The sequence below is a fragment of the Actinoplanes missouriensis 431 genome, from assembly GCF_000284295.1.
In the GTDB taxonomy this organism is placed as follows: domain Bacteria; phylum Actinomycetota; class Actinomycetes; order Mycobacteriales; family Micromonosporaceae; genus Actinoplanes; species Actinoplanes missouriensis.
Genome location: NC_017093.1, coordinates 8,131,970 through 8,154,462, shown reverse-complemented (window position 1 = coordinate 8,154,462; position 22,493 = coordinate 8,131,970). Strand labels below are relative to the sequence as shown.

Here is a 22,493-nt window from a genome sequence, read left to right as displayed (position 1 = left end):
TTGTAGTCGCTGGATGTTTTTGTCGCTGGATGGTTTTAGTCGCTGGATGGGGGAGTGAGGGTGCCGACCTCGGTGCTCCTCGCCGTCCTCGCCGCGGCCGGTCTGCTCGCCCTCGCTCCGGCGCTGGTACGCCGGTACGACGCCACCGAGCGACTCGCCGCGGAGCGGGCGTCGTCGACGGCGCGGGTGCTGCAACGCCACCGCCGTCGTCGCACCGTGCCCGGACGCCGACCGATCAACCCGGCACGCCAGGTGACGGTTACGGTACCCGCCCCGACGGGTGATCCCGCCGCCCCTCCGGAACGCCGCCTGCGCCTGGTCACCGGCAGGCGCTCCCCCCGCCGCGCACCCCAGCGCCGCGGCACCCCAGCGGTGGTCCGCCGCCGCCGGGTCTTCGCCGCCCTGGTGCTGCTCAACGCGATAGAGCTGGTCGGCGTGCTCGCCGTCGGCCCCGGCTTCTGGATCAGCTTCGCGGTCACCGGCAGCCTCCTCGCCCTCTACCTGGTGCACCTGCGCAACCGCGCTATCGCCGACCGCCGCCGTCGCCGCATCCAGGCCCGCGAGGCCGCCTGGCTCGCCGCGCGCCAGGCCGAGGTCCGCCGCGAACAGGCACGCCGGGCAGCGGCGAGGCGCGAGGCCCAGCGCCGCCTGGCCGCCCAGCGCGAAGCCGTCCGCCGCGCCGCGATGGGCCTCGACCGGGAGCCCTCCGACCTCCCGGTGGCCGCCAACGGGGGCTCGGTCTCCTGCCGCCGGCGAGGGGGCCTGCGAGGGCGCGCTTACGAGGCCGGCGGAAGGCACATTTCATAGGTACGGGCGTTCGGCCGCCCTCCGGCGGCCGACCCCGTCCCCGGCTGTTCCCGGCGACCCCGCGCGGGGGTCAAGGCCGTTGCGCCCGCTACGGCGACAGGTGCCGGGTCAAGCCCTGAGCAGTCCCGGGCGCCCACAGGCCCTCACCCACCCATGCCCCGCCCACCTGAGGCGGTAGGCGCACGCAAACCGCTGGAAACGTCGATGCCGGCTGGCGCTCGGTGCGGACAAACCGGGCGGTCGGCAGCACTGTTGACCAGCCGGGCGAGACGAGCTGGTTATCAGTGCTGTCAGCGGTGTGCCCGGACAACGCTGACAGCCAGCCGGACCAGCTGGACCAGCTGGACCAGCTGGACCAGCTGGTTCGCAGTGTCGGGCCGGCGGCTCCGGCCACGCGAACGGGTGCCGCCGGTGACGCTCCGAGGCGGCTTGACGTGTCCCCTGGTCAGCGGCGAGGGGAGGGGCGGTTCGCGGGGGCGGCGGACATCCTGTTAGTCTTTCTGCGGTTCCACGGTGAGGCATCACCGCGAAGCCAAGGGGCTGTGGCGCAGACTGGTAGCGCACCTCGTTCGCATCGAGGGGGTCAGGGGTTCAAATCCCCTCAGCTCCACCCATACACACAACGGCCGGCGGAAACGCCGGCCGTTTGTCGTTGGGTCGAGTTCCGGCACGGCTCAGGGCAGGATCAGTGCGGCCGCCGGTGTCCGGGACATCGCCAAGGATGATCCGCCGTCCTCCTGCTCGTAGAGGCAGAGCCAGCCGGCTGCGGCGGTGGCCGACATGCCTGCCGAGCGTTCTTGCCTCTTGCGGTTCTGTCGCAGGACTCCGCTCCCGAAATGGCCGCTGCGACTCCGGCCGGGCTCGACGTGAGATCAGGCTGGTGCGGTCCTGCGGGAATGGTGTTCGGGGACCGTCAGGTCGTACGGATCGTGAATCGGACCTATGTCATCAATGTGGTCACCTGGCGATCGGCGGTGAAGTCCCGGTGCCCGCCGGACACATGGAGGGCAGGAGGTTCGCATGACGACTGACGAGGAACGCTTCACGGTCCTCTACGAGCACCACTACGCCGACGTCGAGCGATACGTGGTGCGCCGCGCCGCCGACGTCGTCGCCCGGGATGTCGTCGCCGATGTCTTCCTGGTGATCTGGCGCCGCATCGGTGAGGTGCCGGAGCCGGCCCTGCCGTGGATCTACGGCGTCGCCCGCCGGGTCCTGGCGAACGAGTTGCGCGGCGCTCAGCGGCGGCGGCAGCTCGAGCAGAAGGTCGCGGTGCACGTGGACGACGAGTCGGCCGATCACGCCGACGACGTGGCGTCGCGTGCCGCCCTCGCGGCGGCGTTCGACCGCCTGCCGGAGACCGACCGCGAGACCCTCCGGCTGATCGCGTGGGAGCAGCTGTCACTGCGGGATGCGGCCACGGCGGCCCAATGCTCCTTCGCCACGTTCGCCATGCGGCTGCACCGAGCCAGGCGGCGGCTGCGCCGTGAGATGGCTCCGGCCGTCCCGCCCACCGCGCTGCGCGTGCACCCCGGCCTGAACTGAAGGAGCTCTCATGCTGACCCGTATGGCGACCGAAGTGCGCGACATGCTCAAGCCGCTCGACCCGGCTGCCGGCCACCGATCGGCGGTGCCGGAGGAGGCCCGGCAGGACGATCTGCGGCGCATCCTGGCGACGGCACACCACGACGCGAAACCTCACGGGTCTCGCCCGGCCCAGCCTCGCCCGACCGGGCGTCGGCTGGCCTGGGGTTCGGGCACCGCCGCTGTCGTGGCGGGCGCGGTGGTGGCAACGCTGGCTCTCGGCGGTTCGCCCACCCTGGCCTACGAGGCCACCCCGGCCCCGCTGGTGATCACCGCGACCAGCGACGCGCGGCCGGCCGGTGACGTGCTGCGGGAGATCGCCGGCCGCGCCGGGAGACTGCCGGCCGCGACGGGCCCCTACCAGCACCTCGTCACCGAGAGCTGGAGCCTCTGGACCCGGATCGACGACGAGCGGGTCGTCTCGGCCGTCGTGCCGGCGCGGACGGAGTCCTGGCGCGGCGACGACGGTTCCGGCAAGGTCGTCGTGGGCACCGGCGAGCCGTACTTCCCGTCGGCCGAGCATCGTGAGGCGTGGGAGGACGACGGGTCCTACGGTGACGGCGACAAGGCGCGGACCGAGTCGTTCGGCGCCGGCCAGTTCCCGGCGATGTGGAAGGACGCGCCTCCGGCCGATCCGGCGAAGCTGGCGGACTGGCTGGCGATCGCGCACCCCCGCGAGAACGGCCCGGCCGAGACCATCGTGGCCGTCACCGACCTGGCCCGCGAGCGGGTGCTCGACCCGGCGCTACGGGCCGGTGTCCTGCGGATCCTCGCCACCCTTCCCGGGCTGACGCACGAGGGCGCCGTGGTGGACCGGATGGGCCGTGCGGGCGAGGCGTTCGTGCTGATGTCCGACTTCAGCGGCCTGCCCACCCACTACACGCTCGTCGTCGACCCCCGCACCGGTGAGCTGCTCGGTTACGAGAAGGAACTCCGGACCACGGCCGGCAAGCTGGACGTGAAGGTTCCCGCGGTGATCGGCTACGACCTTTTCGTCACCGCCGGGCGCACCTCGCAACCGAACTGAGCACACCCTCCCCCCGAGTGGGGCCGCGCCCTAGTCGAGGCGGTGAAGGTGGAAGGCGGCTATCTGCTGGACCTGGGCCATCGTTATGCCGGCCACCTGTTCCATCGCCAAGGGGTGGCCGGTCGGCTCCAGCTCGATGTAGGGCGGCTGCCCCACCGGCCGGGTGTGCACGTTCGTCTTCAGGTTGAGCGTCGACGGTTCGTACCCCGCTATGGCATTGGAAAGCCAGCCGAAGTACGGCGGTTCGCTCTCCCGGCCCTCCTGCTCCCAGATGTCCACCGCCCGGGTGAAGTTGGCCCGGCTCAGGGACACCCACATGCTGTACGTGAACACGTCACCGATGTCCCACACCGGCAGCTCGATCAGGCCGCGGACGAAGAACTGCTCGCCGCCGATCACGCAGAGGTCGGCGTCGAGCAGGCAGCCGTCCTGGCCGGCCATCTCCGGCTGCCAGACGTCCGGGGCCGGGGCGGCGAAGCTGAGCGGCGGGCCGTCGTGCTTGGCTCCGCACGTGCCGCAGACGAACTGCTCGGTGCTCACAGCGCCGAAGCATACGACCGGCCGAATAGATCTTCGCGGTGACCGGTGGCACGTCACACCGGAGAACACCCGGGTAACACCAGAGATAGTGCAAAACATGAAATTTGCTACTTATGGGTGGTATCTCTGGAGCAAGTCCCGGAGGTGACGCCATGAAAGCTCCACTGCCCGACAACGAGATCGAGCGGTTGGCCGCGCTCTACTCGCTCGACATCCTCGACAGCCCGCCGGAGAAGGACTTCGACGACATCGTCGCGCTCGCCGCGGGTGTCTGCGAAGTCCCGGTCGCCATGGTCAGCCTGGTCGACGCGGACCGGCAGTGGGCCAAGGCCAGCACCGGTTCCGAGCTGGTACAGACCGCGCGGGACCTGTCGTTCTGCGCCCACGCCATCCTGGGCCGGGATCTGCTCGTCGTGCCGGACGCCCGGGAGGACGCCCGGTTCGCGGACAACCCGTCGGTGACGGCGGAGGACGGGGTGCGGTTCTACGCCGGCGCGCCGCTGATGACGACCGACGGGTTCGCCCTCGGCACCCTCTGCGTGCTGGACACCGTGCCGCGCCGGCTGGACAACGAGCAGCAGCAGGCCATGCGCGCGCTGGCCCGGCAGGTCACCGCCCAGCTGGAGTTGCGGCGGTACGCCTTCGCGCTCGCCAACACGACGGCCCGCCTGCAGGAGCTGGAGCGCCGCAAGGACGACCTGGCCGGACTGGTCGGCGGGGAACTGCGGTCGTCGCTGCGACTGATGGCGGCGTACCTGGATCAGCTCGGCGACACCGGGTTCCACGACGCGGAGATGGCCGACCTGGTGGGCCGGGCCACGGCCGCGCACGTGCGCGGGTTCCGTGAGCTGCTCGACCACCTCACCTCGATGGCCGACGCCGGTCTGGGCGGGGACAGCCTGCACATGCGGCAGTGCGACCTGACCCGGGTGACCCAGCGCGCGGTGGAGGCGGTCCGCCCGATCGCGGCCAGCAAGCACATCTGGATCCTGAACCAGGCCGGCGGCCCGTCGCTGCCGATCATCGCGGACCCGGTCCGGCTCGAGCAGGTGCTGACGCACCTGCTCTTCGCGGCGGTGAAGTACACGCCGGAGGGCGGCCGGGTGCGGGTGGGCACGGAGATGGAATCAGGCCCGACGGTACGGCTCGACGACATGGACCTGCCTGACGGGATGCGACCCGACCTGTTCCCGCATCTGTACTACGGCGCCATCGCCAACCCGGCCGACGTGCCCGGACCGGACCGCGGGCTGGCCGTGGCGAAGCGGATCCTGGACGCCCACCACGCCACGGTGGCGCTCTCCGACCGGCCCGGCGACGGTACCTCCCTGCACGTGGTCTTCCCCTATGCGGAGCTGTCCCCGACCGAGCTGATCCGGGACCTGGCGATCGCCTGAGGGCGCACCCACCGGCCCGCGCCCGCCCGGCTGCAGATCGGCCGGGCGCGGGCCGGTGCGCTCACCCGGCGCGAACCGGGCCGGAGCCTCCTGCCGGGGGCGAGCCGGCGGACGGAAGCTCATCGGGGAAGTTGTCATCCCGGAAGTTGTCATAGTGCGCGGGTTGCACCGGGACGGCCGGGGGCGCCACGGCACGACCGGTGGGCGTACGCGGAGCCGGGGTGAAATCCGGTGAAACCGGGGGCCAGCTGTCCACCGTGGGAGCGACCGGCCCGCCCGGTCCGATCGGCTCGGCGGCGGGCGTCGTGCGCGCCACCAGCCCGGCCCGGTCCAGCTTGTGCCAGCGCAGCCGGCCGCCGGTCAGCGCGGTGGTCGCGGACTGCAGCAGAACCAGGTACATCAATTGCCGGTACGCGAACTGCTGCAACGGCAGCCGGAGCAGCGGCTTGTACGACTCGCGGTCGAAACGGAACGCCACCGCGGCCGTGAACATCTGCAGCGAGAGCATGCCGAGCCAGGCGACGAGGGTCTCGCTGAGCTCCCAGAAGACCAGGCCGTAGACGAGCATGATGTCGACGACCGGGGCGAGCATCGGCAGGGCCACCCCGAAGAGCGCCAGGAACGGCAGGCCGACCCGCCCGAACCGGCCGGACGCGCCGGACTCGAGGATCGACCGGCGGTGCTTCCACATCGCCTGCATGGTCCCGTAACTCCACCGGTACCGCTGCCGGTAGAGCTGTTCCAGGGTGGTCGGCGCCTCGGTCCAGGCGCGGGCGTTCTCCTCGTAGACGACCCGCCAGCCGGCCCGGCAGAGCGCCATCGTGACGTCGGTGTCCTCGGCCAGCGTCTCGTCGCTCACGCCGCCGACCTGGGCGAGCGCCTCCCGGCGGAACGCGCCGATCGCGCCCGGCACGGTCGGCATGCAGTTCATCGTCTCGTAGAGCCGGCGGTCCAGGTTGAAGCCGATCACGTACTCGATGTGCTGCCAGAGCGCGACCATGCTGGCCCGGTTGCCGACCTTCACGTTGCCGGCGACCGCACCCACCGTGCGGTCGGCGAACGGCTGCACGAGCCGGCGGATCGAGTCGTCCTCGAAGATCGTGTCGCCGTCGACCGTGACGATCAGGTCGTGCCGGGCCAGCGCCACGCCGGTGTTCAGGGCGTTGGGCTTGCCGCCGTTCGGGACCCGGACCACCCGGACGTTCGGCAGCCCCATGCGTTCCACCAGGTCGGCCGTGCCGTCGGTGGAGCCGTCGTCGACGACCACCACCTCGATCTCCGGGTAGTCGCCGGTGGCGAGCGAGCGGACGGCGGCCTCGATGCCCTCCTTCTCGTTGTATGCCGGGACGATCACCGAGACCGGCTCGGTCACCGGGGGACCCCAGCGCCAGTCCGGCTTGCGGCGCTGCCGGGCGTGCCGGCTGGCGAGCACGAGCAACAGGAGGGTACGGCCGATGGTCAGCGCCCCGACCACCACGAACAACGTGGCGATCACCAGGACCAGGCCGTCGGCGAACCGTACCGTCCAGATCAGAGCCAGACCGCGCAGCTCGTCGTGCGGGGGCGCGTCCGGGTTGAGCGGCAGCGCGGCGATCGCCTCGGTGCTCTCGGCCCGGTCCCGGCCGGCGCTCGCGGCCTGCTCGGCGATGCTCAGGTTCAGGCCCTCGGTGACGGTGGTGAACCGGTAGCCGCGGGCCTTCATCCGCGGGATGAACTCGGCCAGGGCCTGCACGGTCTGCGACCGCTCACCGCCGGCGTCGTGGAACAGCACGACCGCCGAGCTCTCGCCGGCCGGCGTGGCGTTCGCGATGATCCGCTCGACGCCCGGCCGCTGCCAGTCCTCGCTGTCCAGGTCGTTGACCACGACGAGGTAGCCCTGCCGGCCCGCCTCCTTGACGATCTTCCAGTTCACGTCGTCGATCGCGGCGTTCTTCGAGGAGTACGGGAATCGGGCCAGGTTGGTCCGCACTCCGGTGGCCCGGGCGATCGCCACCTGGTTCTGGGACAGTTCCAGCTCACGCCGCCAGGGTGCGAGCCGCTGCATGTTCGGGTGGGTGAACGTGTGCAGGCCCAGTTCGTTGCCGCCGGCCACGATCTGCTCGGTCAGCTCGGGGTGGCGGGCCACCTGCGAGCCGACCACGAAGAATGTGCCGTGCGCGTCGTTGTCACGCAGCACCTTGAGGATCTTCGGGGTCCACGTGGGATCCGGCCCGTCGTCGAAGGTGAGCGCGATCGTGCGGTCCGGCAGGCGGGTGGTGCTTTCCTGGCCGCCGGTGGTGTTGATGATCGGCCCGCCGCCGCGGATCGCCGGCGGCACCCCGGCCTGGTCGCCGACCTCGGTCTGCACATGGTCGTTGGTGAACTCGGCGTTGATGTAGGCCTGCACGACGAGCACGGCCACGAAGAAGCCGATCAGCAGGGTGCCGAGCATGACGCGGGGGCGCGGCAGGATGCGGCGCCGGCTGCGGCCTCGCAGCCGGGACCGCCGGGGGGTGTGCGGGGCGGTCATGGTGTGGCCCCGTCCCCGGTGCCGGGCGGCGCCGGCGGGACGATCGGGCCGGGCGCCGGCGGGCTGCTGGACTCGACGATCGGCGCCGGCGACGACTTGCTGGGCTGCGGCTTGCCCGTCGACTCCGTGATCCGGGTGGTGGCCGGCGCCGCGGTCCGGGTGGCGGCCGGCTTCGAGGTGGCCGACGCCGATGGTGTGGCGGACGGCTGGGACGAGCTCGGCGCCGGGGATCGGCGCGGCGCGTCACCGGTACGCCGTTGCAGCGCCTCCACCGTGTACCGCGGACCGGCCGCGGCGCTGGGCTGGGGGGTCGGGCTGGGGCGCGGCTGCGGCGTGGCGGCGCCCGTGGCGTCCTGTTCGTCGTCCAGGCCGGGCAGCGGTAGTACCGCGCTGGAACTGACCGGTCCACCGGCCAGGCTGACGCTGAGCAACCCCCCGTAGGCGACGACGAGGACACCGAAGGCGAGCGCGAGGCGCCGAAGCAGCCGGCTGCGTCGCCCGGTGGTGTCGACGAACACCGGGGCGGGCGCGGACACGGCGATGATTTCCGTGTCGGGGGCGTCTTGATCGGCGGATTGCGAAGTTCTTGGCTCCTGCGAAGTCACGCGGCGAAGCTTAAGAACATTTATCGCGATCTTGGCACAGATCACTCACAAGGGGGACGACCGACTGATCCCCTGAAATGGGACGAAATGATGAGCCTGAGGGTTTGACCGGTGGTGACCGGTGTGGGCGTTCTCGAAGCGCGTTTCGCTGAGCAGCGGTGAGGCGCGAGGGCCAAAGACGTTACGTCGATTCGGGACCCAATTTGCTGTCGTATTCCTGACGCATTAATCGAGCATTCTTCACGAATCGATAGAACCCGTTAAGTGTAGTAAGAGCCTAATGTCCGAATTCCCGGGAAGGTGGTTGCGACACGGCAATCTTGTCGAGCCACCGTTGTGCCAGGCATCCGACCTGGTTAAGCTCCATCTTGCGCGCCCCTATCGCCCGCTTCCCCCGTGGCAGGCGATCGGGGCGCGCCCTATTTCCGGCCCGACCCGCCGAGCGGCGCCCAGGGACCCGGCCCGCCTTGACAACCGTCGCGTTTAGGGCCTGCGGCGAAGCGCTGTGTTGAGCCGGCCCAACGGGTCGGTCTGGCAGCAGACCGCTGAGCACAGCGTCTGGCGCCTGCAGCATGTCGGGACTCAGGGCTCTATCTATCGCGCCACGCCAGAGGGGACACGGACATGGCGGCCTCAGCGATCCGTCTGCTCGTCTCGGTCTTGAGGTCCTTGCGGGCGGACTCGATCCAGCCGTCGACTCTGCGGACGCCGGTGTCGCGGTACTCGATGGCCTGGAGCAGCATCTCCAGCTTGTCGGCGTCTCTGGCGCAGAGCGCCTCCAGCGTCTGACGGGCCTCGTACTCGTCGACTGCGGCGCGAACCGTCTCGCGGGATCGCTGAGGGAGGGCGTTCGTCTGGTCGGCGGTGATCTGGCGGGGGTCAGGCTTCGACACGTACGCGGCGGCGGTGTGCGGAAGGTCGCCGGTCCGGGTCTCCTGCGTGTCGTGCCAGAGCGCGAGGAAGGCGGCGCGAGCCGGGTCGGCGCCTTCCTCGGCCGCGATCAGGGCTGCCAGCTGTGCGGTCCGCATGGTGTGCTCGGCTACCGACTCGGGGTCGCGAACCCCGGCGTGCCACCAGCCGGCGCGGCGGACGCGTTTGAGTAAGCCCAGCTCGTACCCGAATGCGGCGATGGCTGCGGCGTCCTCTGGCACTGTGGTCCTTCCTACCGTTCGGCGATGCGATTCGCGTATTGGAGGCCGGCGATCCGGTCTCGCTCGGAGCGGCTCAGATCAGCGGTGGCAGCGAGCTTATCGAGCACTTCGGTGAGCGACGTGCGAACTGCTGGTCGTCCGTTGAGGAGCTCTGGTCGCGAAGCTATGAGCGCATGAAGGGTACAGATGTTCAAAGGCCGCTGCGGTGAAGCCGGGTCGAGACGTTCCATGAGGTGCCGAAGTAGTCGGCTACCAGCCCATGAGCGGGTGTCGGCGGTCAGCATGAAGTCGTCGTTGGTCTTGTCGTCGCTGAGTTCGCCGATCCAGTAGGCCCAGTAGTTGAGGTTCGCTACCTCTTCAGCCTGGTTCGTCATGTGCTCGACGAAGTCGTAGAGGTGTGTGCTGTCTCCGGCGACCGCCAGGGCTACTGATGCTGAGCGGGCCTCCAGGAGTTCCGCGATGTTCTGCTCTCCGGGCCTGTGGCGTCCCGCGCGGTTCCACTCCGTGCGGAGCCAGTCGACCACCTCTTGTCGTCCGTCGAAGCCGAGGAGGTAGACGGCCTGTCGGCGCAGTAGCGCCTCGTCGGACCGCTGTGCGCGTTCGGCGATGGTCAGGCAGGTGGTTGAGGAAGCGGGTTCGTTCTTCGGCGCTCAGGGTGGGTTGAGTTGGCGTGGGGCCACGCCGGGGGACTTGAGGGACAAACTCATGCAAGTGCCTGGGAATTCGTCCGAGGATCGGCCACAAAATGAGATTGGTGATCGTCCAGCGGTGAACGCTGGCGGCGAGCGGGTGGCTGTCCGGCTCTACCCAGGACTCGCCGGCGACGACGCCGGTCGTGAGAACCTGGTCAGCCTCGATCGACTCACGGAGATGGCGTCCTGTCGCCGCAGGCGCACCCAGTCTGGAAAGTCGGCCGCACAGCTTCAGAAAGTCGCCTGCGCCCATCGCCGCGAGGGGACGGCGGCCGGATTCCCATCCCTGGACGGTGGTGACGTCGACGCCGAGTTCCTCAGCGAGTCGCTCCTGCGTCAGCGTGGCGGACTGGCGTGCGAGCTTCAGCACGAACCCCGAGACGAGGCCATTCGTTCGTGCAGATTGCTCCGGGCTCTCACTCGCCGCGCGACATGGCGATGCTGGCGGCGGTTGAGGAAGCCGGGCCGGCGTCGAGCGACCGGTACCGGCTGGGCCTCAGATCCAGCGGCTCCCGAGCCACATGCGCACCGACCAGTCGTCGTACGGCATCAGCGTGCCCACGAAGATCGGGTAGAAGTAGGCGAAGCAGAGCGCCACCAGCACCACGAACGTGGTGAGGACGACCGTGCCGATGAGTTGCCGGTCGGAGCGGCCCGGGCCGGCCACGATCCCGCCCGGTGGTGTCATGATCGCGCCGAGCACGTAGACGACGGCCAGGATGAGGAACGGCAGCGCCGGCATGGCGTAGAACGAGAACATCGTCCGGCCGTCGGCGACCGCGAAGTAGAACCACGGCAGCAGGCCGCCCGCCGCGCCGGTGAAGATGGCGTAGGCCCGCCAGTCGCGCCGGGCGATGCCGAACCAGACCAGCGCGCCCAGCGCCGGCAGGAACGACCACCAGAGGATCGGCGTGCCGAGCAGCAGGATCTCGGCCGCGCAGTTCGAGGCGCCGCAGCTGCCGTTGCCGTTCCAGTAGAACGCGACCGGCCGGCCCAGCAGCAGCCACTGCCACGGCCACGACTGGTAGGTGTGCTTCTCGGTCAGGCCGCTGTGGAAGTTGTACGCCTCGGAGTGATAGTGCGCGAGGTTGAGCAGCGCGCCCAGGATCGGCGGCTCGCTCATCCCGTTCGCCTCCCGGTAGTGCCGGAAGTAGCCGGTGTCGGTCACGAACCAGCCGGTCCAGGTCGCCAGGTAGACCAGGAACGTGATGCCGAAGCTGAGCACCAGCCAGCCCAGGTCGCCGAGGATCCCGGCGATGATCGGACCCTGCACGCCGGCCGAGCGGCGCGCCTGCACCCGCCAGACGATCACCAGGCCGGCGAAGAACGGGGCGAAGAAGAGCGCGCTCCACTTGACGCCGCAGGCCATGCCGAACGTCGCGCCGGCGACGAGCAGCCACCACGGCACGATCCGCGGGAGCGTCGGGGTGGCCGACGTGTCGTACCCCTTGTCCAGCGCGCGCTGCCAGCTGCGCCGGTAATGGTCCCGGTCCAGCACCATGCAGGCGAAGGTGAGCAGGATGAACAGGCCGAGGAAGATGTCGAGCAGCGACGTGCGGGAGAGCACCAGCTGGAAGCCGTCCAGCGTCATCAGCAGGCCCGCCGTGCCGGCCAGCACGATCGAGTGGAACAGACGGTAGGCGACCCGGATCAGGACCAGGATCATCAGCGTGCCGGCGACCGCGGCGGAGACCCGCCAGCCCAGCTCGGTGTTGCCGAAGAAATGCTCGCCGAACGCGATGAGCCACTTGCCGAGCGGCGGGTGCACCACATAGGCGGGACCGTTCGTCTTCTCGTCCCACTCCACGCCGTGCTGCAGCATGTCCCAGGCGTCCGTCGGGTAGTACACCTCGTCGAAGATGTAACCCTTGGGGCGGCTCAACCCGGCGAACCGCAGGATCGCCGCGATCGTCACGATGACCGCGGTGACGATCCAGGAGTACGGGTTGAAGCGCTGGTCCAGCGTCGACAGGCGCCGCCGGACGATCTCCGGGACCGCGCGCACGCCGGAGGACGGCTCCGCCTCGGCGGGCGAGTCCGCGGGGGTGAGGTCATTCTCAGCAGTGGCCGCCGTCGTCACCCCGCGATCGTAGGCCCCACGCCTGAGAAGTGATGCCCGCCGTCGCCGCGTCCTGTCATGTGATGGACTTTTCGGATGGCGGGACATGAGAACGGACCCGGGCGGGTAGTGCTGGCCGGCGCGCCTCTGGGCAACATCGGCGACGCCTCCACCCGGTTGCGCGAGGTCCTGGCCTCGGCGGATGTGATCGCGGCGGAGGACACGCGGCGCCTGAACCGGCTCGCCCGCGATCTCGGCGTCACGGTGAGCGGGCGGATCGTGTCGTACTTCGAGGGCAACGACGAGCGGCGTACGCCGGAACTCGTCGAGGCGCTGGCCGGCGGCGCGGTGGTCGCCGTCGTCACCGACGGTGGCATGCCGAGCGTGTCGGATCCCGGTTACCGGCTGGTCCGGGCCGCGCTCGACGCCGGCTATCCGGTCACCGCCGCGCCCGGCCCGAGCGCCGTGACCACCGCGCTCGCGCTCTCCGGGCTGCCCAGCGACAGGTTCGCCTTCGAGGGCTTCCTGCCGCGGACCGGCTCGGGCCGCCGGTCCCGGCTGCGTGAGCTCGCCGCCGAGCCGCGCACCCTGGTCTTCTTCGAGGCGCCGCACCGGATCGTGAGCGCGCTGGCGGACCTGGCGGGGGTCTTCGGCGCGGACCGGCCGGCGGCGGTCTGCCGGGAGCTGACCAAGACGTACGAGGAGGTCCGTCGGGGGACCCTCGCCGAGCTGGCCGAGTGGGCTGCCGCGGGCGAGCCGCGTGGCGAGATCACGCTGGTGGTGGGTGGCGCGCCGGTCGTCGCGGCGGTGGTTCCGGACGACGAGGAGCTGCGGGCGGCGGTCGCCGAGCGGGAGGCGGCCGGCGAGTCACGCCGGGACGCCATTCAAGCGGTGGCGACCGAGTTCGGCATGAAGAAGCGGGACGTCTACAACATCGTGCACAGGGCTTGATGGCTTCACTTCGCTCAGCAGGCAAAACGCCTTATACCCGGTGAGGAGGCACCTGATTTCCCGCCACCCGCAAAACCCGCGGGCGTCGAGAAATCAGGTGCCTCCTCACCGGCGGCGTTTTGCGGGTCGCCCTGTGATTGGACGGTTGCCGGGAATTACGGCTTGGAGGGGACGCCGGTGCCGGCGGCGGGAAGCGCCGGCGGAAGGGGCGTCAGTCGCCCGGATGGGGTGGGACTGCGGTAGGGCGTACCGCAATCTAGAACGCCGCCGCCAGGAATCCCAGCTGGAGCAGGATGGGGGCGGCGAAGCTGAGGAGGACGGCTCGGCGGCGGCGCATGCCGGTCTCGAGGCGGTGGGCGCCGGTGCTCTGCGCGATGCCGTAACCACAGGTCAGCACGAGGAGGAAGCCGAGGACCCAGCGGAGGTGCATGAGGGTTCCGGCGGGTCCGGCGTAGGCCTGGTCGCTGCTCGGGCTGACCATCCGGGCCGGGGTGATCGCGCCGGGTTCGCGGCTTTCGCCGGTGATGCCGAGCAGGGTGACCCAGGGGGCGGTGAAGCTGCCGTCCGCTGTGCTGAATCGGCCGGCGCAGCGTTGAGTGAGGCCGTCGCCGTGGCACTGCGCGGTGGTCGCGTATCCGTCTTTGCCGTGCCCGGCCGCGAGCCAGAACGGCTCCGCGCTGACCCATCCGAAGAACGCCGCCAGCAGGCTCAGCGTGACGAGCGCGGTGAGCGGGCCGAGGGGGCGGTGCGCGGGCTGGCGACGGCGGCGGCCGGGGTGGTGAACGGGCGTCGCGGGTTCCGCTTGCGCGCGTTCCGTTTCGGTCATCCAGAACGGTGAGTTCTCCATCCGCTCCAGCCGCGCCTCGACCTCCGGCGAGACCGCCACGTCGGGGAGCGGCCGGTGCGGATCGATCACCACGGTGGGCCGGTTGCGGTCGGTGGGTGGTTGATCTTCGAGTTCATCCGGTACGTCCGGAGCAGCGCCCCGGGCTTCCGGTTCGATGATCACGAGCTCGCCGGTGGTCAGTTCTCGCTGCGGTGGCTCCTCGGGCTGCGGCGCGTCTCCGGTCACTGGATCATTGAACGCCCGGGACCGGCCTAGATCACGTCATCTATAGGGCGTGTCGTGACAAATCGGGCGCGGCCGTCCGTCGTGCGGCAATGCGTTCGCGGTGCGGCGCAAGCGGTCACTACGCTTGTACGTCATGAGTCACGTTCTCGCCGCGGTTGCCTGGCCATACGCCAACGGCCCGCGCCACATCGGTCATGTTTCCGGCTTCGGGGTGCCGTCCGACGTCTTCAGCCGGTACATGCGCATGGCCGGCCACGACGTGCTCATGGTCTCCGGCACCGACGAGCACGGCACCCCGATCCAGGTGCAGGCCGACGCCGACGGGGTCACCCCGCGTGAGCTCGCCGACCGCTACAACCGGGTGATCGTGGAGGACCTGCACGGGCTCGGCCTCTCCTACGACCTGTTCACCCGGACCACCACGCGCAACCACTACGCCGTGGTGCAGGACCTGTTCGAGGGGCTGTTCGCGAACGGGTACATCGTCGCCCGCACCACGCTCGGCGCGATCTCGCCGTCCACCGGCCGCACCCTGCCCGACCGCTACATCGAGGGCACCTGCCCGATCTGCGGTTACGACAGCGCCCGTGGCGACCAGTGCGACAACTGCGGCAACCAGCTCGACCCGGAGCAGCTGATCAACCCGCGCTCGCGGATCAACGGGGAGACCCCGCAGTTCGTCGAGACCGAGCACTTCTTCCTGGACCTGCCGGCGTTCGCCGAGGCGATCGGCGGCTGGCTGGACCGCCGGGAGAACTGGCGGCCCAACGTCCTGAAGTTCTCCCGCAACCTGCTCGACGACCTGCAGCCCCGGGCGATCACCCGGGACCTGGAGTGGGGCGTGCCGATCCCGCTCGACGGCTGGCGGGACCGCAACGACAAGCGCATCTACGTCTGGTTCGACGCGGTCATCGGTTACCTGTCGGCCTCGATCGAGTGGGCCCGGCGCACCGGCGACCCGGAGGCCTGGCGCAAGTGGTGGTCGGCGGACGGCGAGGGCAAGGACGCCTCGGCCTACTACTTCATGGGCAAGGACAACATCGTCTTCCACTCGGTGATCTGGCCGGCGCTGCTGCTCGGTTACTCCGGCGAGGGCGACAAGGGCGGCCAGCCGGGCGACCTCGGCAAGCTGAACCTGCCGACCGAGGTGGTCTCCAGTGAGTACCTGACGATGGAGGGCAAGAAGTTCTCCTCGTCGCGCCGGGTCGTCATCTACGTGCGGGACTTCCTGGAGCGCTACGACGCCGACGCGCTGCGGTACTTCATCGCGGCCGCCGGTCCGGAGTCGAACGACACCGACTTCACCTGGGCCGAGTTCGTCCGGCGCAACAACGACGAGCTGGTCGCCGGCTGGGGCAACCTGGTCAACCGGTCGATCTCGATGGCGGCGAAGAACTTCGGCGCCATTCCACCGGCCGTCGATCTGACGCCGGAGGACCTCGCGCTGCTGGAGGTCGCCCGCAACGGGTTCGCCACGGTCGGCGAGCTGATCGGCAAGCACCGGCAGAAGGCGGCGATCGGCGAGGCGATGCGGGTGGTCGCCGAGGCGAACAAGTACCTGTCCGAGCAGGCGCCGTGGAAGCTCAAGGACGAGTCGCAGAAGGAGCGTCAGGGCACCGTCCTGCACGTCGCGCTGCAGGTGGTGAGCGACGCGAACACGCTGCTCACGCCGTTCCTGCCGCACTCCGCGCAGAAGGTCTTCGAGCTGCTCGGCGGCACCGGCGTGCATGCGCCGATGCCCGAGATCGTCGAGGTCGACGACCTGGACGGCGGCCCGGCCTACCCGGTGCTGATGGGTGATTACACGACGGGCGCTCGCTGGGAGTCGCGGCCGCTGGTGGCGGGCACCCCGCTCGCCGCGCCGAAGCCGGTCTTCCGCAAGCTCGAGCCGTCGGTCGTCGACGAGGAACTGGCCCGCCTCGGCGAAGGCTCCTGAGGAATTTCTGACGGTCGAAATCTCCACAATGCCCGCCGGTGTCCTGTGACACCGGCGGGTTTCGTCAATTTGGCATTGATCAAAGTTTCGATGTTCCGGTACCGTAACGTCGTCCACGGGGGGACAGGAGCGTTTCATCGGTACGGCAGCGTCTCGGCGCTGAGGGACTGATCGGGTGCCCGCCTTCGTGTGGATCGATTCCTCGAAGGAGCACCCCTGTGAAACCACGTCTTTCACGCCCTCTGATCACTGCCATCGTCAGCGGCGCCCTCGTCGCCGGCGGTTCCATCTACGCGTCCCCGGTCATGGCGGCTCCGGCCGGCAGCGGGGACAGCACCTCCTCCCGTACCGCCCCGGCCGAGGGGCCCGACACCACGGCCGTCACCACTGTGGAGGGCCAGTCGGCGGCGACCGAGCCGGCCCCGGTCGTGACCACCACCGAGCCGGCCACTCCGCCGACCACCACGCCGGACACCGTGAAGCCCTCGGGCTCGTTCCGGCTCAACACCGGCGCGCTCTGGATCGGCCAGAAGGTCGTCTTCAGCCAGAACGCCAACGAGTACGGCGACGACGTCGACGCGGACACCAGCATCACCCGCAAGATCAGCTGGGGTGACGGCACGACCACGACGCTGGCCGCCGGCGCGACCGGCTACACCAAGCAGTACACCCGGGCCGGCCGGTTCAACGTCACCGAGACGCTGACCGACCGCAGCGGGAACAGCTTCACCACGGCCGCCAAGACGGTCGGCGTGACGGTCCCCGGCAAGTACTCGCTCAGCCGGTACACGGTCTACCAGGGTGTGCCGTTCTACGTGAAGCTGAACAGCATCCCGGCCGGAACCACGAAGATCAAGCTCAACTGGGGCGACGGCTGGGTCGACGACCTGTCCGGCAAGAACCAGACGCTGCGCGGCTCGATCCTGTACCGCAAGAACACCAGCAGCAAGATCAGCGGCAAGGTCACGCTGAAGGTCCAGCTGTTCAACAAGTACGGCGCGACCAGCTGGATCAACGTCGGCACCACCAACGTCCTCAAGGACGGCTGGAAGCCGAAGGTGACGGTCACCAAGCCGAAGAACGCCAACCGGATCAGCTCCTGGAAGACCGTCAAGGGCACGGTCAGTGACAAGGGCTCCGGCGTCCGCTTCGTGGGTGTCACGGTCGTCCGCATCACCACCTCGGGCAAGTACTACTGCCTGACCCCGAAGAAGAAGTGGAAGCGCTACACCACCGAGGCGCAGCTGCTGAAGCACTGCGCCAACGGCAAGAACGTGGCGAAGGTGTCCAAGGGCAAGTGGTCGCTCAAGGTGCCGGCCGGCGTCACCAAGGGCAAGATCGTGGTCCTGCCCTGGGTGTACGACTACGCCAACAACTACAAGGACACCTACCGTGAGGCGAAGCTGACCCGCAAGTAGGCGTTGACCATGAGAAAGGGGGCCGGCTTCCGCCGGCCCCCTTTTTCTACAGCTGGTAGGCGATGTCCGCGATGTGGTGGTCGGCCAGCTCGTCCACCGGCGCCCAGGCCTCGTAGACGCCGCGCTCGTAACAGCGGGCCCCGGTCAGGTTGACCGCCTCGCCCTCCGGCCGGAGCAGCCGCAGCCGGGCCCACGTCTCGTCGCGCTGCAGCACCCAGGCCGGCACGCCCCGCCACAGCGCCTGCTCGGCACGCCGGCTCAGGGTCTGCACCGGATAACGGGCCGCGCGGGTGAGTGCCCGTACCCGGAACTCGCCCGGCGGGTCGGCGACCGCCTCGTACTCCTTGTCGTCGATCCGGCCGACCAACCGGGCCGAGGCGGACGCGGTGCACGGCACGTACTCCCGGTCCGGGCTGGCGCCGGGGATCTCCCCGAGCAGCCCTCGCCAGCGCGGCCCGGCCAGCCGCAGCCACCCGTGCTGCTCGGGCTGATAGGTGTAGAGAACCACCTCGTCACCCCCCGGCACGTACGCCAGCAGTTGCGCGTTCGCCGGGATCGGCAGGTCCGCGAAACCGGCCGTCACGTACTCCGGGATCAGGTCGTCGGTGCTCGGCGAGAAACCGGTGCCGAGCACCATCGCGCCGACCCGGGAGTGCGCTGGCAGGGCGGCCAGGCCGGGCTGCGCCGGAGACGCCGGAACCTCGTAGTCGATCGGGTCGGTGGCCCGCCAGCGCAGGGCGAACGTGACCTCCGAGTCGACCGAGCCGTCGGTGCGGAGCAGCGCCAGCTCGGCGGGGTCGCGCAGGTGTTCCAGGTCGCAGGAGCGGTAGCAGAAGCCGTACGGCAGCCAGCCGCCGAGATGACCGGCGACCTGTGCCGCGGAGAGGACCTTCGTCATCCGGGTGCCGCGCCGGATCGCCGCGGTGGCCCGGATCCGGCGCAGTTCCGGATCGTCCCGGTACGACACCGACTGGCTGCGGAGCTGAACCTGCGGCCAGGTCAGGTCACGGCGCAGCGGTGCCATCAGGGGTGGGTCGAGCGGGTCGGTGCCCAGCTCACTGTCCTCACCGGTCACGGTCACGCGGCGCAACCTAAGTGACTACGGTGGATATCGGATGAACTAACGGTTACCGGAAAATGCGACGTGCACAATGTCTCACATGTCTTCTGCCTCTTCGCCGTCGTCCTCGTCGCCCTCCGAGTCGCGCCGGGCGAAAGCCGCCCGCCGGGCCGGCGAGTTCCCGCCGGCGCCCGAGCCGCTCGCGATCCCGGTCTTCGACAGCCACACCCACCTCGACCTGACCGTGCAGGAGGCGGGCGTGCCGGACGGCTCCGGCGGTGACCCGGTGGAGGCGCTGATCGCCGCCGCCGCGAAGAGCGGGGTGGACCGGCTCGTGCAGGTGGGCGTCGACGTCGACTCGTCCCGCTGGAGCGCCGAAGCTGCCGAGAAATACCCGTCGGTGCTCGCCGCCGTCGCGCTCCACCCGAACGAGGCGCCCCGGCTGTCCGATCTGGACGAGGCGCTGCGCGAGATCGAGGCGCTGGCCGGCCGGCCGCGGGTGCGGGGCATCGGGGAGACCGGGATGGACACGTTCCGCACCGGTGACGAGGGCCGGGTCGCGCAGGAGGAGAGCTTCCGGGCGCACATCGCGATCGCGAAGCGGCACGGCAAGGCGCTGATCATCCACGACCGGGACGCGCACGACGACGTGCTGCGGATCCTCGACTCCGAGGGCGCGCCGGACACCGTCGTCCTGCACTGCTTCTCCGGTGACGCGACGTTCGCCGCCGAATGCGTGCGCCGCGGGTATTACCTGAGCTTCGCCGGGACGGTCACCTTCGCGAGCGCCGGCAACCTGCGGGAGGCGGCCGCCATCACCCCGCCGGAGCAGATGATGGTGGAGACCGACGCGCCCTATCTCACCCCGGTGCCGTACCGGGGGCGGCCGAACGCGTCCTACCTGATCCCGATCACCGTGCGGGCGCTGGCGGCGGCCCAGGGAGTGGACGCCGACGAGCTCTGCGCGACGATCTCCGCGACCGGGGACCGGGTGTTCGGAGGCTGGGCCTGATCGACAGGCCCGTCTAGTCGTCCTCGACCCAGGCGACGGCGCCCAGTGCCCGGCTCAGCTGCTCCAGGTGGGTGGCGAAGGCGGCGGGCGCCGCACGCAGCGGGCCTCGCGAGATCATCCGCACCGCCCAGCCGTGACCCGGCGCGACGTTGTAGATCCGGTGGACCACCTGGGCGCCGCGCGGGTCGGGCTCCACGGCGGTGACTCCCCGGTACCACCATTCGCCCTGCTGGGTGACCGAGCGGGCCGCCCGGTCGACCGTCACGGTGATCCGGCTGCCGTCGCGGACCACCACGAACTCGTCGCCGTCCGACTCCTCGATCGAGCCCTCGGTGGCGAACGGCGACCGTCCACCGGGCCGCACGTCGAGGAGCACGGCAGCGACCTGATCCGGCGGGGCCTCGACGACGCCGCGCAGCGTCAGCAGCTCGGTCATGACCTCATTACTAGCTGGTCATGTCCAGCGCTCTAGGCTCTGGGGCATGGCTGACACCCTTCTCGGCCCGGCGGAGATCCGGGAACTCGCCGCACGCCTCGGCGTCGCGCCGACCAAGAAGCTCGGCCAGAACTTCCTGCACGATCCGAACACCATCCGGCGGATCGTGGCGGCGGCCGCCCTGCGCCCCGACGACGTCGCCCTGGAGGTCGGCCCCGGCCTCGGGTCGCTGACGCTGGGCCTGGTCGGCGCGGTGCGGCACGTGCACGCCGTGGAGATCGACCCGACCCTGGCGGCGGCACTGCCGGAGACGGTACGGGCGACGCACCTCACCGTTCACCCGGCCGACGCGCTGCGGGTGACCGGCGACTGGTTCGACCCGGCCCCGACCATGCTCGTCGCGAACCTGCCCTACAACGTGGCCGTCCCGGTCGTCCTGCACCTGCTCGCTGAGCTGCCCACCCTGCGCGGCGGCCTGGTCATGGTGCAGAAGGAGGTCGCCGACCGCCTGGTCGCCGGGCCCGGCTCGAAGGTGTACGGGGTCCCGTCCGTGAAGCTCGCCTGGTACGCCGAGGCGAAATCGGCGGGCAAGGTGCCGCCCGCGGTGTTCTGGCCGGTGCCCAACGTGGATTCCGGGCTTGTCGCGTTCACCCGCCGCGAGCCGCCGGCCGGCGCCACCCGCACGGACGTCTTCGCGGTGATCGACGCGGCGTTCGCCCAGCGCCGCAAGACGCTGCGGGCCGCGCTCGCCGGCTGGGCGGGCGGAGCGGACCGGGCCGAGCAGGTGCTCCGGACGGCGGGAATCAGCCCGCAGGCCCGCGGTGAGTCGCTCACGGTGGAGCAGTTCGCCGCGATCGCGGCGGCGGCGAAAGTGTCGGCGCCCGGCGGTAAGCTCAGCCCGTCGACTGAGATGGAGGTGGACTCATGACAGCCGAACCGGCAGGTCAGGTCATGTGGTCGCCCGGCCCCGTCCGGCAGAGACGGCGAGACTTCACCATCGAGGACGTGCTGAAATTCCCCGATGACGCCCCCCGCGTCGAGCTCGACGACGGAGTCCTGATCGAGGTCCCCGATCCCTCGCTCGACCACGACGACATCGCCGATCAGGTGTGGTGGTGGCTGCGGCAGAACGCTCCGGAGGAGTTCCGGCCGGGCACCGAGGCGGGAGTCGCCGCGGGCTACGCCGACGACCTGGTGAGCGGAGCCTGCGAATTGGTCGCCGACGCGGATGAGGAGTTGGTGTTGAGCGCGCCGTTCGAGATCCGGCTGCCGATCCGGGACATCACTCCGTGACCGAGGCGTGGGGACCGGACGACGAGGGGCCGCGTCCGCATCCCGGACCCGTGCGGGTGCGGGTGCCGGCCAAGATCAATCTCCATCTCGGTGTGGGGCCGCTGCGCCCGGACGGCTATCACGAGCTGAACACCGTCTATCACGCGATCGGGCTCTTCGACGAGCTCACCGCGCGGCGGGGCGACACGCTGACGCTGACCATGGAGGGCGTCGGGACCGGCGAGCTCGCGCTGGACGAGAGCAACCTGATCATCCGGGCCGCCCGGGCGCTCGCCGCGCGGGCGCGGGTCCCGGCCTTCGCCCGGCTGCACCTGCGCAAGTCGATCCCGCTCGCCGGTGGCCTGGCCGGTGGGAGCGCCGACGCGGCCGCCGCGCTCATCGCGTGTGACGTGCTCTGGGGCCTGGGCATGTCCCGGGACGAGCTCGCCGAGGTCGGCGCGCAGCTCGGGTCGGACGTGCCGTTCCTGCTGCACGGCGGCACCGCGCTCGGCACCGGCCACGGCGAGGCGGTCAGCCCGATCCTGGCCCGGCCCACCGCGTGGCACTGGGTGGTCGCGATCGCCGACGGCGGCCTCTCCACCCCGGCGGTCTACCGTGAGCTCGACTCCCTGCGCGACGGCTCCTGGCCGCCGGCCCCGCTCAGCGGTCCGGACCAACTGATGGCCGCACTGCGCCAGCGCGACCCGGAGGTGCTCGGCGCCGCGCTCGGCAACGACCTGCAGGCCGCCGCCCTGTCGCTCCGCCCGCAGCTCGCCGACGTGCTGAAAGCCGGTCACGAGGCGGGCGCGATCGCGGGCATCGTCTCCGGTTCCGGGCCGACGTGTGTCTTCCTCGCCGCCGACGCCGGGCACGCCCAGCAGGTCGCGGCCGGGCTGAACGCGGCGGGGGTGTGCCGGGAGGCGGTCACCGCGCGCGGGCCGCAGCCCGGAGCGCGGGTAATCTAG

At 70.5% G+C, this 22,493-nt stretch carries 20 protein-coding genes, 1 tRNA gene and 1 pseudogene; 12 read left to right on the top strand and 10 right to left on the bottom strand.

What is annotated here, in order from left to right; genetic code table 11:
• Window positions 1-54 precede the first annotated feature (54 nt).
• The 4 genes from sepX to AMIS_RS37135 all read left to right on the top strand — a co-directional run bounded on the left by sepX (window position 55) and on the right by AMIS_RS37135 (window position 3,418).
• Window positions 55-807, top strand: coding sequence for a divisome protein SepX/GlpR (gene sepX, locus AMIS_RS37150; protein ID WP_172666648.1), 753 nt, complete (start codon window positions 55-57; stop codon window positions 805-807).
• A gap of 536 nt (window positions 808-1,343) precedes the next feature.
• Window positions 1,344-1,417 (top strand) — tRNA-Ala (locus AMIS_RS37145).
• A gap of 410 nt (window positions 1,418-1,827) precedes the next feature.
• The gene (locus AMIS_RS37140) at window positions 1,828-2,352 is read left to right on the top strand and encodes an RNA polymerase sigma factor (RefSeq protein WP_014447631.1); all 525 of its coding nucleotides are present in this window, start codon (window positions 1,828-1,830) and stop codon (window positions 2,350-2,352) included.
• A gap of 10 nt (window positions 2,353-2,362) precedes the next feature.
• A complete protein-coding gene (locus AMIS_RS37135) occupies window positions 2,363-3,418 on the top strand; it encodes a CU044_5270 family protein (protein ID WP_014447630.1) in 1,056 nt (351 codons plus the stop codon).
• Window positions 3,419-3,448: 30 nt separating this feature from the next.
• Here the strand turns inward: AMIS_RS37135 and AMIS_RS37130 are convergent, their stop codons facing one another.
• The gene (locus tag AMIS_RS37130) at window positions 3,449-3,958 is read right to left on the bottom strand and encodes a DUF2199 domain-containing protein (protein WP_014447629.1); all 510 of its coding nucleotides are present in this window, start codon (window positions 3,956-3,958) and stop codon (window positions 3,449-3,451) included.
• Window positions 3,959-4,110: 152 nt separating this feature from the next.
• Here AMIS_RS37130 and AMIS_RS37125 point away from each other — a divergent pair, with 152 nt between their 5' ends.
• Entirely contained in the window at window positions 4,111-5,355 is a 1,245-nt protein-coding gene (locus AMIS_RS37125; protein WP_014447628.1) for a GAF domain-containing sensor histidine kinase, read from the top strand.
• Between the two features lie 61 nt (window positions 5,356-5,416).
• Here the strand turns inward: AMIS_RS37125 and AMIS_RS37120 are convergent, their stop codons facing one another.
• From AMIS_RS37120 to AMIS_RS37100, 6 genes and pseudogenes are all read right to left on the bottom strand, one after another.
• Window positions 5,417-7,864, bottom strand: coding sequence for a bifunctional polysaccharide deacetylase/glycosyltransferase family 2 protein (locus tag AMIS_RS37120; protein WP_014447627.1), 2,448 nt, complete (start codon window positions 7,862-7,864; stop codon window positions 5,417-5,419).
• Window positions 7,861-8,400 carry a hypothetical protein gene (locus AMIS_RS37115; protein ID WP_014447626.1) on the bottom strand — a complete coding sequence of 180 codons (540 nt, stop codon included), beginning with the start codon at window positions 8,398-8,400 and terminating at the stop codon, window positions 7,861-7,863. The genes AMIS_RS37120 and AMIS_RS37115 overlap by 4 nt, the downstream gene beginning before the upstream one ends.
• Window positions 8,401-9,059: 659 nt before the next feature.
• Window positions 9,060-9,620 (bottom strand): HD domain-containing protein, encoded by a 561-nt coding sequence (locus AMIS_RS37110; protein ID WP_014447625.1) that lies wholly within the window; start codon window positions 9,618-9,620, stop codon window positions 9,060-9,062.
• 11 nt (window positions 9,621-9,631) lie between these two features.
• Window positions 9,632-10,144, bottom strand: a complete 513-nt coding sequence (locus AMIS_RS43200) for a hypothetical protein (RefSeq protein ID WP_014447624.1) — start codon at window positions 10,142-10,144, stop codon at window positions 9,632-9,634.
• Between the two features lie 430 nt (window positions 10,145-10,574).
• Window positions 10,575-10,682: pseudogene (locus tag AMIS_RS45070) on the bottom strand (helix-turn-helix domain-containing protein); the annotation flags it as partial.
• Between the two features lie 126 nt (window positions 10,683-10,808).
• Complete coding sequence (locus tag AMIS_RS37100) at window positions 10,809-12,392, bottom strand: dolichyl-phosphate-mannose--protein mannosyltransferase (protein WP_014447622.1); 1,584 nt, start codon at window positions 12,390-12,392, stop codon at window positions 10,809-10,811.
• Between the two features lie 75 nt (window positions 12,393-12,467).
• On the opposite strand from AMIS_RS37100, the gene rsmI reads away from it, so the two are divergent.
• Window positions 12,468-13,322 carry a 16S rRNA (cytidine(1402)-2'-O)-methyltransferase gene (rsmI, locus tag AMIS_RS37095; RefSeq protein ID WP_014447621.1) on the top strand — a complete coding sequence of 285 codons (855 nt, stop codon included), beginning with the start codon at window positions 12,468-12,470 and terminating at the stop codon, window positions 13,320-13,322.
• Window positions 13,323-13,578: 256 nt separating this feature from the next.
• Here rsmI and AMIS_RS37090 read toward each other — a convergent pair whose 3' ends face one another.
• Window positions 13,579-14,394 (bottom strand): hypothetical protein, encoded by an 816-nt coding sequence (locus AMIS_RS37090; protein WP_014447620.1) that lies wholly within the window; start codon window positions 14,392-14,394, stop codon window positions 13,579-13,581.
• Window positions 14,395-14,527: 133 nt separating this feature from the next.
• Between AMIS_RS37090 and metG the strand changes: the two genes are divergently transcribed.
• Entirely contained in the window at window positions 14,528-16,330 is a 1,803-nt protein-coding gene (gene metG, locus AMIS_RS37085) for a methionine--tRNA ligase (protein ID WP_014447619.1), read from the top strand.
• Window positions 16,331-16,548: 218 nt separating this feature from the next.
• The gene (locus AMIS_RS37080) at window positions 16,549-17,748 is read left to right on the top strand and encodes a hypothetical protein (RefSeq protein WP_041830298.1); all 1,200 of its coding nucleotides are present in this window, start codon (window positions 16,549-16,551) and stop codon (window positions 17,746-17,748) included.
• A 46-nt stretch (window positions 17,749-17,794) separates the two neighbouring features.
• On the opposite strand, the gene AMIS_RS37075 is transcribed toward AMIS_RS37080, so the two are convergent.
• Entirely contained in the window at window positions 17,795-18,829 is a 1,035-nt protein-coding gene (locus AMIS_RS37075; protein WP_014447617.1) for a hypothetical protein, read from the bottom strand.
• 70 nt (window positions 18,830-18,899) lie between these two features.
• Here AMIS_RS37075 and AMIS_RS37070 point away from each other — a divergent pair, with 70 nt between their 5' ends.
• Window positions 18,900-19,820 (top strand): TatD family hydrolase, encoded by a 921-nt coding sequence (locus tag AMIS_RS37070; RefSeq protein WP_014447616.1) that lies wholly within the window; start codon window positions 18,900-18,902, stop codon window positions 19,818-19,820.
• A 13-nt stretch (window positions 19,821-19,833) separates the two neighbouring features.
• Here AMIS_RS37070 and AMIS_RS41075 read toward each other — a convergent pair whose 3' ends face one another.
• Window positions 19,834-20,256, bottom strand: coding sequence for a hypothetical protein (locus AMIS_RS41075; RefSeq protein ID WP_014447615.1), 423 nt, complete (start codon window positions 20,254-20,256; stop codon window positions 19,834-19,836).
• Window positions 20,257-20,302: 46 nt separating this feature from the next.
• Here AMIS_RS41075 and rsmA point away from each other — a divergent pair, with 46 nt between their 5' ends.
• The 3 genes from rsmA to AMIS_RS37050 are packed head-to-tail and all read left to right on the top strand — an operon-like array spanning window position 20,303 to window position 22,493.
• On the top strand, window positions 20,303-21,184 hold the full coding sequence (rsmA, locus tag AMIS_RS37060) for a 16S rRNA (adenine(1518)-N(6)/adenine(1519)-N(6))-dimethyltransferase RsmA (RefSeq protein ID WP_014447614.1): 882 nt from the start codon (window positions 20,303-20,305) through the stop codon (window positions 21,182-21,184).
• Window positions 21,181-21,549: a hypothetical protein gene (locus AMIS_RS37055; protein ID WP_014447613.1), complete on the top strand. Its 369-nt coding sequence runs from the start codon at window positions 21,181-21,183 to the stop codon at window positions 21,547-21,549. The genes rsmA and AMIS_RS37055 overlap by 4 nt, the downstream gene beginning before the upstream one ends.
• Entirely contained in the window at window positions 21,546-22,493 is a 948-nt protein-coding gene (locus tag AMIS_RS37050; RefSeq protein WP_014447612.1) for a 4-(cytidine 5'-diphospho)-2-C-methyl-D-erythritol kinase, read from the top strand. Before AMIS_RS37055 ends, AMIS_RS37050 begins: the two co-directional genes overlap by 4 nt.

Excerpts from the sequence above, each read along its gene's own strand:
- AMIS_RS37055 (WP_014447613.1), top strand. The coding sequence starts at position 21,181 with ATGACAGCCGAACCGGCAGGTCAGGTCATGTGGTCGCCCGGCCCCGTC.
- AMIS_RS41075 (WP_014447615.1), bottom strand. The coding sequence starts at position 20,256 with ATGACCGAGCTGCTGACGCTGCGCGGCGTCGTCGAGGCCCCGCCGGAT.
- AMIS_RS37140 (WP_014447631.1), top strand. The coding sequence starts at position 1,828 with ATGACGACTGACGAGGAACGCTTCACGGTCCTCTACGAGCACCACTAC.
- rsmI (WP_014447621.1), top strand. The coding sequence starts at position 12,468 with ATGGCGGGACATGAGAACGGACCCGGGCGGGTAGTGCTGGCCGGCGCG.
- AMIS_RS37070 (WP_014447616.1), top strand. The coding sequence starts at position 18,900 with ATGTCTCACATGTCTTCTGCCTCTTCGCCGTCGTCCTCGTCGCCCTCC.
- metG (WP_014447619.1), top strand. The coding sequence starts at position 14,528 with ATGAGTCACGTTCTCGCCGCGGTTGCCTGGCCATACGCCAACGGCCCG.
- AMIS_RS37135 (WP_014447630.1), top strand. The coding sequence starts at position 2,363 with ATGCTGACCCGTATGGCGACCGAAGTGCGCGACATGCTCAAGCCGCTC.
- AMIS_RS37125 (WP_014447628.1), top strand. The coding sequence starts at position 4,111 with ATGAAAGCTCCACTGCCCGACAACGAGATCGAGCGGTTGGCCGCGCTC.
- AMIS_RS37120 (WP_014447627.1), bottom strand. The coding sequence starts at position 7,864 with ATGACCGCCCCGCACACCCCCCGGCGGTCCCGGCTGCGAGGCCGCAGC.
- rsmA (WP_014447614.1), top strand. The coding sequence starts at position 20,303 with ATGGCTGACACCCTTCTCGGCCCGGCGGAGATCCGGGAACTCGCCGCA.